The organism is Paraburkholderia sp. J10-1 (genome assembly GCF_905220165.1).
Taxonomy (GTDB): Bacteria; Pseudomonadota; Gammaproteobacteria; order Burkholderiales; family Burkholderiaceae; genus Paraburkholderia.
The window spans coordinates 70,297-85,441 of sequence record NZ_CAJMYW010000009.1; the positions used below are offsets into that span (position 1 = coordinate 70,297).

General features: G+C 59.5%; 12 protein-coding genes and 1 pseudogene. 9 read left to right on the plus strand and 4 right to left on the minus strand.

Annotated elements, in window-relative coordinates; all coding sequences use genetic code 11:
- Positions 1-58: 58 nt before the first annotated feature.
- The 6 genes and pseudogenes from U5A65_RS25600 to U5A65_RS25625 all read left to right on the plus strand — a co-directional run bounded on the left by U5A65_RS25600 (position 59) and on the right by U5A65_RS25625 (position 5,559).
- Positions 59-337 carry a hypothetical protein gene (locus tag U5A65_RS25600; RefSeq protein ID WP_321948077.1) on the plus strand — a complete coding sequence of 93 codons (279 nt, stop codon included), beginning with the start codon at positions 59-61 and terminating at the stop codon, positions 335-337.
- Positions 338-1,039: 702 nt separating this feature from the next.
- On the plus strand, positions 1,040-1,651 hold the full coding sequence (locus U5A65_RS25605) for a 3'-5' exonuclease (protein ID WP_321948079.1): 612 nt from the start codon (positions 1,040-1,042) through the stop codon (positions 1,649-1,651).
- A gap of 592 nt (positions 1,652-2,243) precedes the next feature.
- A complete protein-coding gene (locus U5A65_RS25610) occupies positions 2,244-2,684 on the plus strand; it encodes an HU family DNA-binding protein (protein ID WP_321948080.1) in 441 nt (146 codons plus the stop codon).
- 351 nt (positions 2,685-3,035) lie between these two features.
- Positions 3,036-3,499: pseudogene (locus tag U5A65_RS25615) on the plus strand (SET domain-containing protein).
- 412 nt (positions 3,500-3,911) lie between these two features.
- Positions 3,912-4,475, plus strand: coding sequence for a YSC84-related protein (locus U5A65_RS25620; protein WP_321948081.1), 564 nt, complete (start codon positions 3,912-3,914; stop codon positions 4,473-4,475).
- 826 nt (positions 4,476-5,301) lie between these two features.
- A complete protein-coding gene (locus tag U5A65_RS25625) occupies positions 5,302-5,559 on the plus strand; it encodes a hypothetical protein (protein WP_321948082.1) in 258 nt (85 codons plus the stop codon).
- 310 nt (positions 5,560-5,869) lie between these two features.
- Here U5A65_RS25625 and U5A65_RS25630 read toward each other — a convergent pair whose 3' ends face one another.
- Positions 5,870-7,588: an EAL domain-containing protein gene (locus U5A65_RS25630; RefSeq protein WP_321948083.1), complete on the minus strand. Its 1,719-nt coding sequence runs from the start codon at positions 7,586-7,588 to the stop codon at positions 5,870-5,872.
- Positions 7,589-7,818: 230 nt separating this feature from the next.
- Complete coding sequence (locus U5A65_RS25635) at positions 7,819-7,965, minus strand: hypothetical protein (RefSeq protein ID WP_321948085.1); 147 nt, start codon at positions 7,963-7,965, stop codon at positions 7,819-7,821.
- 285 nt (positions 7,966-8,250) lie between these two features.
- Here U5A65_RS25635 and U5A65_RS25640 point away from each other — a divergent pair, with 285 nt between their 5' ends.
- Positions 8,251-8,679, plus strand: coding sequence for a DUF305 domain-containing protein (locus U5A65_RS25640; RefSeq protein ID WP_321948087.1), 429 nt, complete (start codon positions 8,251-8,253; stop codon positions 8,677-8,679).
- Between the two features lie 1,195 nt (positions 8,680-9,874).
- Here U5A65_RS25640 and U5A65_RS25645 read toward each other — a convergent pair.
- Positions 9,875-11,278 (minus strand): GGDEF domain-containing protein, encoded by a 1,404-nt coding sequence (locus U5A65_RS25645; RefSeq protein WP_321948089.1) that lies wholly within the window; start codon positions 11,276-11,278, stop codon positions 9,875-9,877.
- An 816-nt stretch (positions 11,279-12,094) separates the two neighbouring features.
- On the opposite strand from U5A65_RS25645, the gene U5A65_RS25650 reads away from it, so the two are divergent.
- Positions 12,095-12,235, plus strand: a complete 141-nt coding sequence (locus U5A65_RS25650; RefSeq protein ID WP_321948090.1) for a hypothetical protein — start codon at positions 12,095-12,097, stop codon at positions 12,233-12,235.
- Positions 12,236-12,340: 105 nt separating this feature from the next.
- The gene (gene flhD / locus U5A65_RS25655; protein ID WP_321948091.1) at positions 12,341-12,661 is read left to right on the plus strand and encodes a flagellar transcriptional regulator FlhD; all 321 of its coding nucleotides are present in this window, start codon (positions 12,341-12,343) and stop codon (positions 12,659-12,661) included.
- A 318-nt stretch (positions 12,662-12,979) separates the two neighbouring features.
- Here flhD and U5A65_RS25660 read toward each other — a convergent pair whose 3' ends face one another.
- The gene (locus U5A65_RS25660) at positions 12,980-14,620 is read right to left on the minus strand and encodes a diguanylate cyclase (protein WP_321948465.1); all 1,641 of its coding nucleotides are present in this window, start codon (positions 14,618-14,620) and stop codon (positions 12,980-12,982) included.
- Between the last annotated feature and the right edge of the window lie 525 nt (positions 14,621-15,145).

The following is a 15,145-nucleotide window of genomic DNA, read 5'->3' on the forward strand; positions in this document are numbered from 1 at the left end:
GCGCCAATCCGGCAGCGTGAGTTGCTGCTCACTGAGCGGGGGCAACTGGATCGAGCGCATGCAGAAGGCGCTGTTGCAGATGAACCTACAGCTCGCCGATTTGATGGTCATGACCGGGCAGACAATCGTCTGCGCCATCGGTGCCGGCGAACGGGACCCGAAAGTCCTTGCGCCCTTTCGCCATAATCACAGTAGGGCCAGCACCGACAACGTCATCAGCGCGCTAACTGCCAGATTGCGCGGGGAGCACCTGTTCGTACTCGGGCAGACATGTTGCGGGGGCCCGCTCAGCTGCCACCAGCTAACGGTGGCAGTCCTATCGTCTCGTAAAACGTGACACGCCGCCGCAAGACAGACAGCGACTATGAACAACATGCGTGCGCCACGCGTCGCCTCAAACTATCTTTTGCCGGCATCTGGATGTCGACTAAGCCCCAGTTTTTTGCGAAAACGCGATGCACAACATCACTATAAAGATAATCCTTCTTATCACAAGGAATCCATTTTTCTATCAAACTACGCAACTTCAAAAATCGCCGGATGGGGTCCCGCGGCCCGCCCTCCGCTGAACCCGTCGGCTTGCCTGATGCCGGTGAATCCGCAATCCTAAACTCCAGCGAGATGAAAGCGCAGCGCCTGAGCTTCGCGTCAGTCCAGGCGTTTCATCCGTCAACCCTCCACGTTCGCCCCGGTAACTCGCGCGGGCGTTAGAGCCGATATGAAAAATATCGGTTCACGAGGCGTAGAATACGCCGCCAATCATTCAACGCATCCGGCTCCGGGCGCATCGCAACGAACCTGAAAATCCAGGCTCTGGGTGTGTCGCTGGTTGGCGAACTGGCCTGAGCGGCAGCCGGGCGAACAAGGAAAGGCGTTGTCAGCTTGACGGCAAGAAAGAACGAAGCGCTCCATTTGGCTTTGCACAAGGATGTTCTCCATGCAGCCAGGCATCGGGATAGGGGCGTCTTGCCTGGGTGGCTCGTCAGGCGTGGGGAAGCGTGCGTAGTACGGCATCAACTGATCAGTGAACGAAAGAAACATGCAAACCGTTGCGGTACTCGACTTCGAAACAACCGGGATTTCGCCGAATCTGGGCGACCGCGCTACCGAGATCGCCGTCATCCTTCTGCGTGACGGCCAGATTGTTGATCGTTACCAGAGCCTGATGAACGCAGGACGGCGCATCCCGTCCGATGTCGTTGCTCTCACCGGCATCACGAACGACATGATCGCATCCGCTCCTTCTGTATCGAAAGTCATGAGGGAAGCTGCAGCGTTTGTTGGAAACCATCCCGTCGTTGCCCACAACGCCGGTTTCGACAAGCGGTTCTGGCAGGCAGAACTGGGGCTGCTTGGAGTGCCAGCGGAGCATTCATTTGCTTGCACGATGCTCGTCGCCAGGCGGGTCTATCCACACGCCCAGAGTCACCGCCTGTCTAGCTTGGCGGAGATGCTTCGGCTACCGAAATCGGGTCGTGCTCACCGGGCGATGGTTGACGCTGAGGTCGCCAGCCATCTATGGTGCCGATTGCAGCACGACATCGCCCAAACTCACGGGCTGAAGCGAATCGATCACGCCCTCATGGCCCGATTGCAGAAAACCAGCAAGGCGAAGGTTGCGACATTGCTGGGGGCGCTATCTAACGACTGAGCTCACAGCCCCGAACAACCTGGACCGCCCCCTCGACCCATGGAGGGGCAGCCAGGGAGGCCTTCCAGAAGCACTGTCGCGTTGTCGTGTTGACGACGCAGTAGCTGATCGCGCGCACCACCCGCTCAGGCTGGCGAGCATTTTCTCCAGTCCGTGTGAATGGCATTGGCCATGTAGACGGCCGCCTTTCTGAGCGGAAGTCCGTTGGGAGCTGGGCAGTCAACCATCCTCGGCGGCCTTTTTGTTCCGCGCGCTGCTTGAGGTGGTCCTGAGATGCCACGCGTGTCCCGTTCGGCGAAGCCGCAAAGCGCCGTAACCTGGGTAGCTGCCTGCCATACCGATACGCAGATGCGTGCAGTGGGACTACGCGGTTCTTCCTGTTCAGTCGCGGCTCTCACGCGCGGCCGCCGCGAAATCGGACGTACGTCATGGGCTTTCTTCGCTGGCGATGAAGAAACGGCTTGCCAGAAGGCGTTTTCCTGTTGCGAATCGCGAAATCCGTTGATACGCTTAGCGCCAGCTTAAGACGGTGCAGTAACGCGAGGCGTCGTGCACCGTCTTAAGCGGTTCTCAACCTGATAGAGGATTATTCATGGCAACGAAGACCGCAACGAAAGCCCCGAAGGCTGCAAAATCGGCCGCACCGAAGGCAGCCAGGAAGGCCGCGCCGCAGGCTGTTACTCCGGCGAAGAAGGCTGCGACCAATGGCGTACTCAAGCCGCTGAAGGAAACGTTCACGAAGGCCTCGTTGGCAACGCACGTTGCCGAGCAAGCCGGTGTCGATCCGAAAGCAGCCAAAGCCGTTCTGGCTGCGCTCGAGGACACGATTCTGGGCTCGGTGCATAAGAAGGGTGCAGGTGAGTTCACTCTGTCGGGCCTGGTGAAAATCGGCGTCCAGGCTGTCCCGGCGAAGAAAAAGCGCTTCGGCAAGGACCCGTTCACGGGTCAGGAGCGCTGGTTCGATGCAAAGCCGGCAACGGTGAAGCTGAAGATTCGCGCGCTGAAGAAGCTGAAGGACGCCGCCGCAGCCTGAGGCCCGCTGCGACGTTGACAGGAAGCCCGCCGAGCGGGCTTTTTGTTTTCAGGCCGCCGCCATCGTCATCGAGGCCAATCATGCACTGCTTGCGGGATCCCTAAGCCGCGCGGAACTCACAACGGTGCGCCACAATTGCGGCACGCTTCGGCCTCAACGACCTCAAAATATGCACAGCGACGAGGTCAAACTTAAGAGGCAGATAGCCGGCGCGTTTGCGACGACGAAGTGAGCGCCGAGTGGCCCATATGTGCCGGCACATGACCAGACACCCGCTACGATCCACCGTCACATGTTGGGAGCCATTGGCGCCGCTACACTCCGGATCTCCCTTCCTCAAACTTTCCCGGCATGAAGCGCATTTCCGTCCGGCACGCTCCCATTCACGGAAAGGGCGTCTTTGCCCTGCGGGCGCTTTCCGTCGGCGAGCGCATCTTTGAGTACAAGGGGCTTGTCACCACCTGGCGGGAAGCGACCCGCACGTACGCGCGGCGCGCCAATGCCGGGCACACTTTCCTCTTTGGATTGTCGGACGGGCGCGTCATTGATGGCGGCCGCGGCGGTAACGGCGCAAGGTGGCTCAATCATGCGTGCGAGGCGAACTGCGAGGCGATCGAGCAATCAGGCCGCGTCTACATCAACGCTCTCAGGGACGTCCAGCCCGGCGAGGAGCTGTTCATCTTCTGTGGTTGAACACAGAATTCATAGGCTACGCGCTCGAGGTTCCGCCGAAAGGCAGGACCGGGTCACTCCAGAAGTACGCGTGCCGCTGTGGCGCCAGGCGTTGCCGGGGCACGATGCTCGGGACGGCCTGATCGCGCCGCGACACCTCCAGCTCCCGCCACGACCAACCGCATCGGCCTGTAGCCGCCGCTATCGGTCATTGGCCCGCGCTCTAGCGGTGACATTCGAAGGACGGTTTCTTCCGGATACCGGCCTGGGAGGTCTCACCCGGCCGTCAAACCGTTGTCTGGACCTTCGTCTAGTCATCGGACCACGTAGCGCTTCCCGATTGGGGAACGCACTGCCTTGACGAAACGCGTATCGTGCAGCGAGCAGGCCGACTCGCGAGTCCGGGATGGCTTAAGGGACCTGCCACGCCGCAATTGGACCAAGGTCCAATTGCCCTGACGGCAAGCAAGGATCACTATTGATATGACCCGTGAAGGTCCAGATGCGGGAGTTCGTTTGATACCGCGAGGTCGCGTTTCGAATGGAGGGCGTGTCATGAGCAAGTACCTGCGGCTTTTTCTCGTGGTCCCGCTTTTGCTTCTCGCGGCGGCCTGCTCGACGCAGGAGACTGCGTCGGCTGGAATGGGTGATCCAGAGCTGGAGGCTCAAGCGCGCGCGGCGCTTCAGCAACTGTTTGACACGGCGCCCAGCGCCAGGGACCTTCATGATCGGGCGAAGGCAGTTCTCGTGTTTCCGAACATCCTCCGGGGGGGCCTCGGGGTGGGTGCGCAAGGCGGAAGAGGCGTACTGTTCGGTCCGGACGGCAAAGTCCTTGGCTATTTCAGGAACACGGGGGTTTCATGGGGCCTGCAGGCTGGTGCGCAGACGCTCTCGGAGGCGCTGTTTCTGATGACCGATAGAGCCGCGCGCCAACCTTTCGATAGCAGTGGTTGGGCCGTTGGCGTAGGCCCGACCGTTGTAGTCATGGATGCAGGTGCAGGTAGGTCGATGAATACCACAACATTGCAGGCAGATGTCTATGCATTTATCTTTGGCCAGCAGGGGTTAATGGCCGGGCTTGGCGTACAAGGCCAACGAATTACGAGGCTCAATCCATAAATCTGCGAGTCTCCGTGCGATGACTTCCTGGCTCTCGACATGGCACTTGCCGCGAAAAACCGGGCGCGCTGGATAGCTATTCGACGGAGCGCCATCCGGTCAGCCTCGACGTCGTGCAGTCGAACAGCCGTGCGCTGAACACGGTTCTCGCGCAGAAATCGGGGCAGGTACGAAGAATCCCGTGCGATCCGGATTGTGTAAATTACGCGATCCATTGAGACCATAGGATGAGAATCGAAATTGCGCCCAGCGCAGGGTATCCTGGCATCGCGCTTCGGCAGCTTGAACGCACCGAAGTAGATCCGTGGTACGCGTATTTGGCTGTACCGCATGTTGTCGAGCATACGAGTTGGAATCTGCAATCGAGGGATGACCTCTTGTCGATGTTCGACGCATTCGAGTCGACCGCACCTCAGTCCATACGACACCTTGCCATTGTGAGCGATGGTTGGAAGACCCCGGTTGGTACGATCGGATCCCAAGCGTTTCTGATGTGAACTGCACCTCCAAGATCGCCTACGACCTTTCTCCGGCGTACTAGGGGGAGAGGTGCGCGTGGACCTCACTAGAAATGTCACGTGTGCGGCTGCCAGACAAAAGTAACCAGTGCGGCCTGCCCTCCGCTGACCGTCAGCCTGCGATGGTCCACTCGGCTTCGTCCGAACGGTCGGCAAAGGGTGCGCCGCCGGATCCCGGCATCGATAAGTGCCCAAGCGGCTGATCGTTTTGCTCATGCTAGGATTTCCCCAACGAAGGGGGAAAAGCGATGGCAGTGCACGCTATTACGGCAGTTCGGACGGATGGGAATTCGAAAAGAGTCACACACGTGCTTTGGGGGCTGGTGTCCGTGAGCGGGGAACAATTCGAGGTCGCTCTGCACGTATCGCCTGTAATCGAAGTGGTAGATGCACTGGCCAAGGGCGACACCGTCGTAACAGTATTTCCGCTGGATGGACAGCGCGTTGCTGGTCCGGAGGTCCGCCGCATCGTCGACGAAGCCGGACGCGAAGGCATCGAAATGGTGGTCGCTGATTCCGATACGCGCCGAACGCTCGCGGACCTGCCACGGCTTGATCACGAGTAGAACGCTTATCGGGTCGCCTCAATAGCCACCAGCACCCGCGAACTGACGCCGAAAGCTTGCCCAACGCTCGCGCCCGGCGGCATCATCTGAACACGCGGGCGGGCTATCATGCCTACGCCGTCAGGCAGTCATCGGCCAACTTCAGTCCGTCGCGATTGCCGTTTCGCGGAATTTGGGCAGCGGCTCTCCACCGAATACAGGACCTTCTCGTTCGTGTGGTCAACCCGGACGCTTTCCTGCCGCCGGCGCGCCAAGGTGGGTTGGTCGGCAACTTTACTTTGCGGTAAGTCCGGTTGTATCGGCACGGTGATTACGCGACCTGCCGGTTGAGCGAATCTGCCAGTTCGCCGATCGCCATGGCCTTGGCAAAGTGCCAGCCTTGGGCAAACTCGACTCCCCGGTCGCTGAGGTACCTGGCCTGCTCCGCAGTCTCCACGCCTTCTGCAATGAGCCGAAGTCGCAGATCCTTGCCGAGTCCGATGATGTGCGCGACGACATGATTCTTGACAGATGCGGTGTCAATTGCGTCAACAAACGATTTGTCGATCTTCAGGTAGTCGGTGCCGAGCGTCTGCAGATAAGAGAGACTCGAGTAACCCGTGCCAAAGTCGTCGATGGCAACAGTCGAACCCATCCCCCGTATTTCCGCCAGAATCGGCCCTGCCTGGTCAGGCTTGATCAAGCTGCGCTCCGTGGCCTCGAACACGAAGTTGCGTGCCCTCGCTCCTGTTACGCGTTCAATGAAATTCTTCAGGCGTGGCACGACGTGAGGTGACTGCATTTCGGAGGCCGACAGATTGATGGCAACATGGAAATCGGGGTATTTCTCGAAAAACCCAGCCAGATCCGTTGCGGCCAGCTCGAACACGTGGTCGGTAATCTCCTCGATTAGGTGGCAGTCTTCAGCGACAGGGATGAAAATATCCGGTCGAACGTGCTCCCCGGTGCTCCGACGCCAGCGCAGCAGGGCCTCGGCGCCCACCCACCGGAGGGTTTTCAGATCGACCAGGGGTTGATAGACCAGATAGAATTCCTTTCTTCTGAGCCCCTCGCGGATCGCTTCAGAGAGCGGCAGCGCCTTACGCGCCGACCGCCACGTCAGGAACATCAACACTACCATCGCGCAAACTGCGCACGACATGAGCACTATGCCGGCCTGGTGAATTCGCGCGTTCGCTGCATCCGCAGGAATCGAGGCAAATGCGAAGTAGTCGTACCTCGGGGAGCGCCACAGCGAAACGATCCTGTCGTCCGCGATAAATTCCGCATGCTGACCGTCACCCAGCATAGCATGCCAGTTCGGATTGAACTTTCCGCGAGACATTCTGACTTCGTTGGAGCTGTAGAGCACCGTGCCTAGCGCGACATTAGGGTCCTTTGTATCGACATCGATCGGCAAGGAGGGAGAAACGATGGCTGTGTATCCATTTGCGGCAGACGTGACCATGATCACAGGTTGTGATCTGACACTGCTGGCGAGAGAAAGATTAGCCTTGCGCAATTGGAGCAGCCCTCTCGCGGTGTGCTGAGAGGTCGGGACGGGCAACAGGATGCCGTCACCATGGCGTCCATAGGAAGAACACATAAGGCGGTTGTTCGCGACGTACCCCACTCCTTGCAGTTGCCCGTATTTCAGGTTGAGCTCTGCCATCAGCGCCAGCTGCTCTGGGGAGCAGGGAGCCGCATCGTGTGCTTGCAGCTCAGCAATCGCAGCGCGCACCTGAGCACTCGAGCGCTCACTGCGCTCCAGGACCTCTGCCGCTATCACGTTTAGCTTTGCAAACTCCTCTCGCATGATCTGGGCGCGCACAAATCCAAACGCGATACCAGCCAACAAGACGATGGTCAGCGTCCCGACAACCGCCGTTGTCACAACTGCTATTCTCCGGCTATCGAACACTGCAGGAATAACACGGACGAAGGGACGAGGTAAGGAAGAAAGTGCCCGTCGGGCGACAGGAGCGGAGAGTGAACTCATGACAGGGCCCAAATGATGGGTAAGCCGGGCCCGGGCAACTGCTGCCAACATGCGTGTCTCCAGGATCGGGCGGACTCGAGAGAGAACAGCGGTAACACCGATAGCGAGAAGCAGCGGGTAATATAGTCACCCCATTCGCGCATCAAGTTGACAAATCAACTATATGTTTTAATGTAAGCATTTTGTATGCGGCATGATGTCGCCAGTGTTCGCTTAAGTCGCATCGTCCAGATCGGCATCGATTGCCGCCGTCGCCAGTTCCGGCTGGAAGAGGCAGTGATTCATATTGGCGTCGTGACGGCGGTCCGGGCCTTGGTGGCGCGATGAACACTATCGCCAAACGGACCTGCAATTGGTGTGGAAAAAGGCGCAAACTGCTGCACCACTTCGACGCTTGGAAGACCGATCTGGGCGGAAAAAGCGGCCATACACTCGTCGTCACTGACGAGGACTGCTACGGTCGACCAGGGACGACTACATCAGGCTGACCTCGCCCTAAGTACCGGCCATTCAGGTACGGATTCGATCCGATAAGTCGTCGGGCAAAGCAGCCCTTCGCGCAACTACATGTCTCGGTCTCTGCAAAAGTGTGCGCTGGTCCCTGGACGCTTGACCTTCCAACGATAGGAAGGGTGATGATCAATACGCGGATCCTGACTAGGACCGTAGTCACCCACAAACGATCAAGTTACCCACCTATCGAGCATATTCAGATGAAAGCCAACCATTTATTCACCGTCCTCTCGATCAACGTCGGAATCGTGTTGTGTGGCATGACACTCAACGCGAGCGCGCAGCAAGCCACTGCCATGGCAAATGGGCGGATGAACGTGTCTACTGGAAAAATGGATACGCCTGCAGAAACCGGTGGGCGGCTGTCTGCGCCGACGTCGGCCTTTGAGAACAACGCGGCAAAGATGATGAAAAACATGAGCGCACCCGGATACACCGGAGATACAGACGCGGACTTTGTGGCGCACATGATCCCGCATCATCAGGGAGCGGTGAATCAAGCCGAAGTCGAGCTCAAGTACGGCAAAGATCCACAAATGAAGGCGCTGGCGGAAAACATCATCAAGGCGCAAAAGGAGGAGATTGCCTTTATGACACAGTGGCAGTCCAAGCACAACAAAAAGCCGTGACGCGCGAGGCGGCATGGGGCGCCTCGCTGGGTCGCGAAGGCTTTCGAAGGCTCTACCGAACGATCTCGTCTTGCTGCGACGACCGGCGGCAGTTTGGGCCGGTGACTTGACGGGCAACACGCATGCGTGGATGACCTCTGGACCTCTGAAACCGGCGTTCATGTCCAGCTAGTTTCAACCGCCGAAGTGGGTCGTCTACGGAAGTTCAGGGTCACGGCGCCCCCGATACTCGGATCATCGCCCCCCTACTTCCGGGTTCGGCCACCACCGGTCGTTATGTGGCTACGGAATGCTGTGGTTGGAATGGCTGTAATAGCCCGAGAACCCGACCGACGAGCTACGCACGCGATCCGGTTTTGGTTGCCGGTCGATGATCGGGAATCGCGTGACGGCTAGCTGTCGCTCTGCGACGATGTCGCGAAATGCTGCTGAAGTTGGGCAATGTAGTCAGAAGGGTCGTGCGACTTCGAACCAGCTTTCGACATCATGTCGCCTCCGTGTTCGAGGTGAGTTCGAGACGTCGCAATTTGAGACCCGACTGCCGGGACAGCGATGTGACATGTCTCGCAATTGGCATTGTCAGGTTGTTGGGCCAGTCGCGTAAGTTACCCTGACGAAGAACGCAAAATCGCTTTACCACGGTCGTCCGTCGGTTCCCGGCAGCAGCTATCCGCCACTCCGTTCGCTACCATTTTCGGTTCCGGTCACGCCGCCTTTATGGCCATCGGGGATGGGTCTGGTCTATGTCCCGCTAGTGGTCTGTCCTGCGCGTCCCTCTGGTTCCCGGGTTCGCGTATCCCACCTGTCGAGATCAAACAACAGGGCGTCGATTTCACGCAACTGGGCCTTCGTCAGATGCCCCGAGTCAAACAGCTCGTAGAGCCGCCGTCTCCAGTAGTCGGCCGGCAAGGCTGAACTCGCCGCATCCCTGCAAAGAGAGGACCGCACCGCGTGGGTAATATGTGCAATTTCCTGGTCGAGCAAAGTCATCATGGAGCCCCTTCGTGTTGCCTGTGGCTGGTCGATGCCTTCATCACCGCGCCGCTTTCGTCACCCAGGTAACGGCCGGCGCGCTTGCGCGACATGACAGCTCTTGTTCTAGCGCCTGTTCATTTCACAGATGCCTGGTCTGATCGAGTCCATCCCGAATGCGGGTGGAACATGGCGGAAACTGTCCCGATGCATGCAGCTAGGCTTAAGCGACGACGACACGGTTGCGACCCAGATGTTTCGCGCTGTAGAGCCGCTCGTCGGCTGCACGCAGGATCGTGTCGATCGTCTTGCCGTCGCGGCCGAACTGGGATGCGCCGACGCTGACTGTCACTTCGCCGCGGCGCCCGCTGCCAGCCTCGAACGTACTGCCAGCGATCGTCGTGCGGATTCGCTCGCCAATCGCGAGGGCGGTGTCCAGACCTGCCTGCGGCAGCAGCACCATGAACTCCTCCCCCCCGACGCGCGCGACGCCGTCGTAAGGGCGAATCGCATCAAGGCATTTCTGCACGAATTCGCGCAGCACATCGTCGCCCGCCTGGTGCCCGTACGCGTCGTTGATTGCCTTGAAACGATCGATGTCGAGCGCCAGCAGGGAAAAGGACGCTCCACCGTGCTGGGCGCGGCCGATCTCGGCCTCGACAGACTCGATGAACTGGCGCCGGTTGGCCGCGCCGGTAAGCGGATCGGTGGCAGCAAGGTGCCTGAGCTTCTCATTGGTCCGCTGCAGGTCCTGCAGTGCGCTCTCAGTACGCGCGGTCGCCTGGGCAAGCCGCGCCATCAGTTCTTCCTGGCTATAGATCGTGGCAAACGAGCGCGTCGTACGGTACGCCTGTACCACGCCATAGCTAAGCAGAAAGAAGCCCCCGGCGAAAATCGCATGAGCGAGCCACCACATGTGGTTCCATGGTCGTCCAAGGATGAAGGCGAGCGACGCCAGCGCAAACGACGTGACCGAAATACCGTAGATGACCATCAGCGGCGTGCTGATCCGCCGCAGCATCAGTACCGCGACGTTCAGCGTGGAGAGTACCAGGGCGCCCCCTTCCATCGACAGGCGCACTGCCAGGCTACCTGCGCTCCTGGTGTGCGCCAGCCACGCAACCGCCAGGTCGGCGATAACGAACACCACGATCCACACCAGCCAGCCGCGCCTTTCACATCGCTTCGCGACGGGATCGGGCGGTCGGCTGTACGACAGAAGACCGACCAGCAGCAGAGCCGACATTACGAGACGCGACGCCGGACCATAGAGCAGGAACAGCCAGAGATCGTGATGTGCCATGCCCGTGAAAGCACCATGCAGGGCATAGACAAGCACGAAGCCGAGAAAGCCCAGCGTCAGCCAGCGCAACAACGGCTCGCCGGATGACCGGTAGCACTGCCATGTCACGTAGGCGACAAACAGCCCTTCGAGCGTTGCGGCCGCGATCGCGATCTCGTGGAACAGATGATCTTCGAATTTGATCCCAGGATCCTGGAAGAAAAACAGATAGGCAATCAGATAGGCGGGCATTAGCGCAAAGCCGACCAGCAGAAAACGGGCATAAACCTTCGTAACGCACCGGATCATCGCCTGCTGCTCGCGCGCAGCAATCGTGGCATTCATGCGCGGTCTCCCGTTGGGGTTCACTGCCATTTCGCCGATGGCTCCGGCGTACCGGCCCGCTCGCAAGCGATCAGTCCGGCCGAGCCGCCCGTGGCGCACGGCCCCACCGAATCAGGGGGTAATCCAGCTACCGGATAATCCTCAGGTGATTGGGAAAGTATAGGCGCCACATTTCATCTGACAAGACAGGCCGTTCATGCAATATTGACCCCATTTGAACCATCTCGCGCCGCACCGGCTATTCATGCGGGACGCGACAGGTCTTCATCCGCGGAAACCCTACCCCGCTAGCGGCACAACGATTGAAATCGTCTGGTGGACAGCCAGCAAACTGCGCGAACTGTACGTAGCCACTTCGCAGCCAGGCGGCCCAGTATCCCTGGCCGGCATACGTCATGGTCAGTGCCCGAAAGGGATGGCGTACTGACGGCAGGTCGTCGTTCCCCGGATGGACACGTGGCATACACCAAATTCGTTGACGCTCGCCGGCGCCTTGGCTCAGGAAATCTGTTACCCGATCATGCTGACCGGTTACGATCTTGTCCATGACGCAGTACCAGAGGCCCGGCATGGTGCCCGCAGCCCTTACGAGAAAGCCACCAACCGAACGTCCAGTCAACGGGATCCGTGCTGCTTTCACTACCCGAGGACCAGGTCACGTAGGAAATCGCTGACAGCGCGGCGCCTGCGCCTACGCAAAGTTCCGCAGTCGCTGACTTGAATCGTTACCGATCTGGGCAATACTTCCGTCACGACAGCGCTACATGTGGCCTCAACCGGTTTTCAGTGGCCCACCGCTGGCAGACGGAGGCAAGCATGACCGCGATCGCGAAAGCCCTTATCGAGTTGCTCGGCATCGCCAGAGGCGACGCGGGTGCCCTCACACAGCATCTTCTGGTTGAACTGGCTGGAAGTCTGATCACACCAGGCGTCGCCAGTGTTCGCCGTAGTCGCTGACCACTCCGGCCCTCGTGGCAAACGTTTGGCAATGCGCGAAATACGCTCAGCCAAAGGTGAGTATCGATCGGTGGCATTCATGCCACCCAGCAACGGTGACATATCATGAGCGACTACGACACGCTGCAGGCAATCGGGGAAGTCAATCTTTCATACATCACCCTTGCGCAGCGCATGCTTCGCGAGGACCGTCGGACGGGGATATCCCGGCTAGGCCTGTCGGAGCAGATCGCCGATATGCTGACCGGGCTTACCGTCGAGCAAACGCTCAAGCTTGCGGCGACTGATCACCTTCTTTGTTTATTTAGTGCTCCTGATCACGAGATACTGAACGCTCTAGCGGCGCGCGCCACGTGCGTGGATGTCGCTGAGACTCGCGTGGCGGCTTCGCGTGCTACAGAACCCGCCGAACAGGTCACCGATTGAACCGACCGGACCGACATTGCGCCATCGGTCATTCATGCGTGTCGCGCGTTGGCGGCTGAACCGGCCGGACTTGCCGCGATACCAGCGACTATCGCTAAATCCGACAACGACCACCAGAGGAGTGCGGCCGGTCGTGGAATCCGCGGAGACACGTGTCTTTGTGGCGGCGATCGCGGTCTTCTCATGGTCGATTATCAGCGTGAGTGACGACGAACTGATCTTCTGCGCAAACTGGACTACCAGGAGTATTGCCAATGGATGCGATCGCGGCGCCAGGCATTCCGGCAATAAGTCCGGATGACCAGTCGGCAGGGACGCTCAACCAGGGATCAGATCAGCGTTGCGCGCCGGCGCGGCGTGCCGCGTCGCTTGATTCGCTGTACCCGCGGGAGCGGCATCATGCATGTCGATGACACCCTGCGTCAAGGGGGAATCCGCAGAACTTGAGACAGGTTGCGCATCGTGATGCCTGCCAGCGCATACCCGGTTGCGCCCCATCCCCTTGGCTACGTAAACCGCTTCGTCTGCGGCTTTCACCAGCGTGCGAACGTCGACAGTACCCGGCGCGCCGGTGGTCGAAACGCCGATGCTCACCGTAACGTAGCCGAACGGGCTTTTCACATGTTCGACCTGCAGATCCTCGATTGCACGGCGAACTCGCTCCGCAACGCACAGCGCCCCGGCCGTGCCGGTTTCAGGCAGGACCACGACAAATTCTTCACCGCCGTAGCGCGCCACATGGTCGCAAGGCCTCGTGATGCTGGTCGATACGCTTTGTGCCACCGCCTTCAGCGCTTCGTCGCCGGCCTGGTGCCCATAGCAGTCGTTATAGGCCTTGAAATTGTCGATGTCGATGAAGAGTAGCGAGAGCGGCGCACCCTTACGCCTGGCCCGGCGCCACTCGGTGGCCATGATCTTGTCAAGCGTGCCGCGGTTATCCAGTCCGGTCAAGGCGTCGCGTTGCGCCATGCGCCGCAGCGCGGCTTCGGTGCGTTGGCGCTGGCGCAATTGCGTGACGAGCATCCAGGTTCCGGCCCCCTTGACCGCGGTGAAGACAGTCATCAGCATTGCAAACCACCTGGCTCGTGACCACCAGTCGGCGAAAACTTCGCTCATCGCGGGCGCGACTTCGACAACCATCGGCAATCCCGCCAGGCGCCTGTAGACGTATAGCCTGCGTACCCCGTCAATGCTGGCAGTGCCAGCAAACGCCCCCTGCGTCCCTGTCATGATGCGCCCGAACACAGCCGTCTTCGCAAGACTTCTTCCCACCATGCCACGATCGTAAGGAAGCCTCGCGATCAGCGTGCCGTCCGTCTCGAACACCGCTACCGTACCGCCCGGTCCAATCGACAGGCCGTCGAGGAGATCATGATAATAATCGACGTCCAGCCGCCCCACGACCGTACCCACTGATGCTCCATCTGGGCGCGTGATGCGTCGAGCCAGTGCGATAACAAGAGTATTTCCCGCCGCGGTGGAAACATAGGGGCGGCTGATATAGAGTCCGGAGTCAGTGACACTTGAGTGATCCGGCAATGATGTCCAGTTTGTCCGTTCGTTTCGCTTCATTGGTGCGTCATCCGAACTTACAAGCAGATCTCCTTTTGAGTTCAGGACGGTAATTGGACCAAGGTAGCGGGCGGTCGCCGCACGATCGAACAGTGCCTGATGGCGCAATTTCGGTGTGAGAGACATTAACCCCGGGTCTGCCGCTCCCTCGGCAACGGCGCGCAGTGAAAGGTCATAGAGTTCTATGCTGCGCTGGATGTCCCGCTCCAGCACCAGCGTGAGGTTGCTTGCGTTCTGGACGGCGCGATCATAGGCGTCGGCTCGTGACCCCAGGAGCATCGCGACACCGATTCCCGCCGTGCCCAACCAGAGCGTTATGCTGCAACACAATAACCCAGTTGGTGTCAGGACGGATTTCGCCGCCGTCGAAAAGAACCGGACGAGCATCCGGACCACACCGGACGACCTTGCCCACAACTGCGTAATGGCCTGTGGCCACTTATCTTGTTCCGGCTTCACCTGCTTCCCCGATTCTGCTTATGTGGGCGGATTGCGCCCTTTGTTATGCGCTGCGCATGGCTATACCCTATGAATCAAGCTATTGCGGTGAGTTGATCCAGATCAAGCCAGCCTGCCAGTCGTGCGGGAGGTGCGACAATGCAGCGCATACCCTCTGCTCCATCCGGATTCCCAGGAGGCAGACGCCGGTATCGCACGGCGAGTGCGAGTTTCGCCTCCGCCATCATTCGACTTCGGATCATGTGTGAACGCTCTACGCGACGGGAAGTTGCGACCGCTCGCGCCGCACCTGTTTTAACGGCGCGCAGAAAGGCCTTTTGAGGCAAACGTCGAAACGCGAAAGTTTGCCTCAGATTTTGGAGAGTCCAGGAGTTTCCCGGGTCGGTTCGAGCGCCTGAGGCGCGATCCAACTGCTTGCCACCTCGCCTATCGCGAGGATGCGAGCTATCCCGT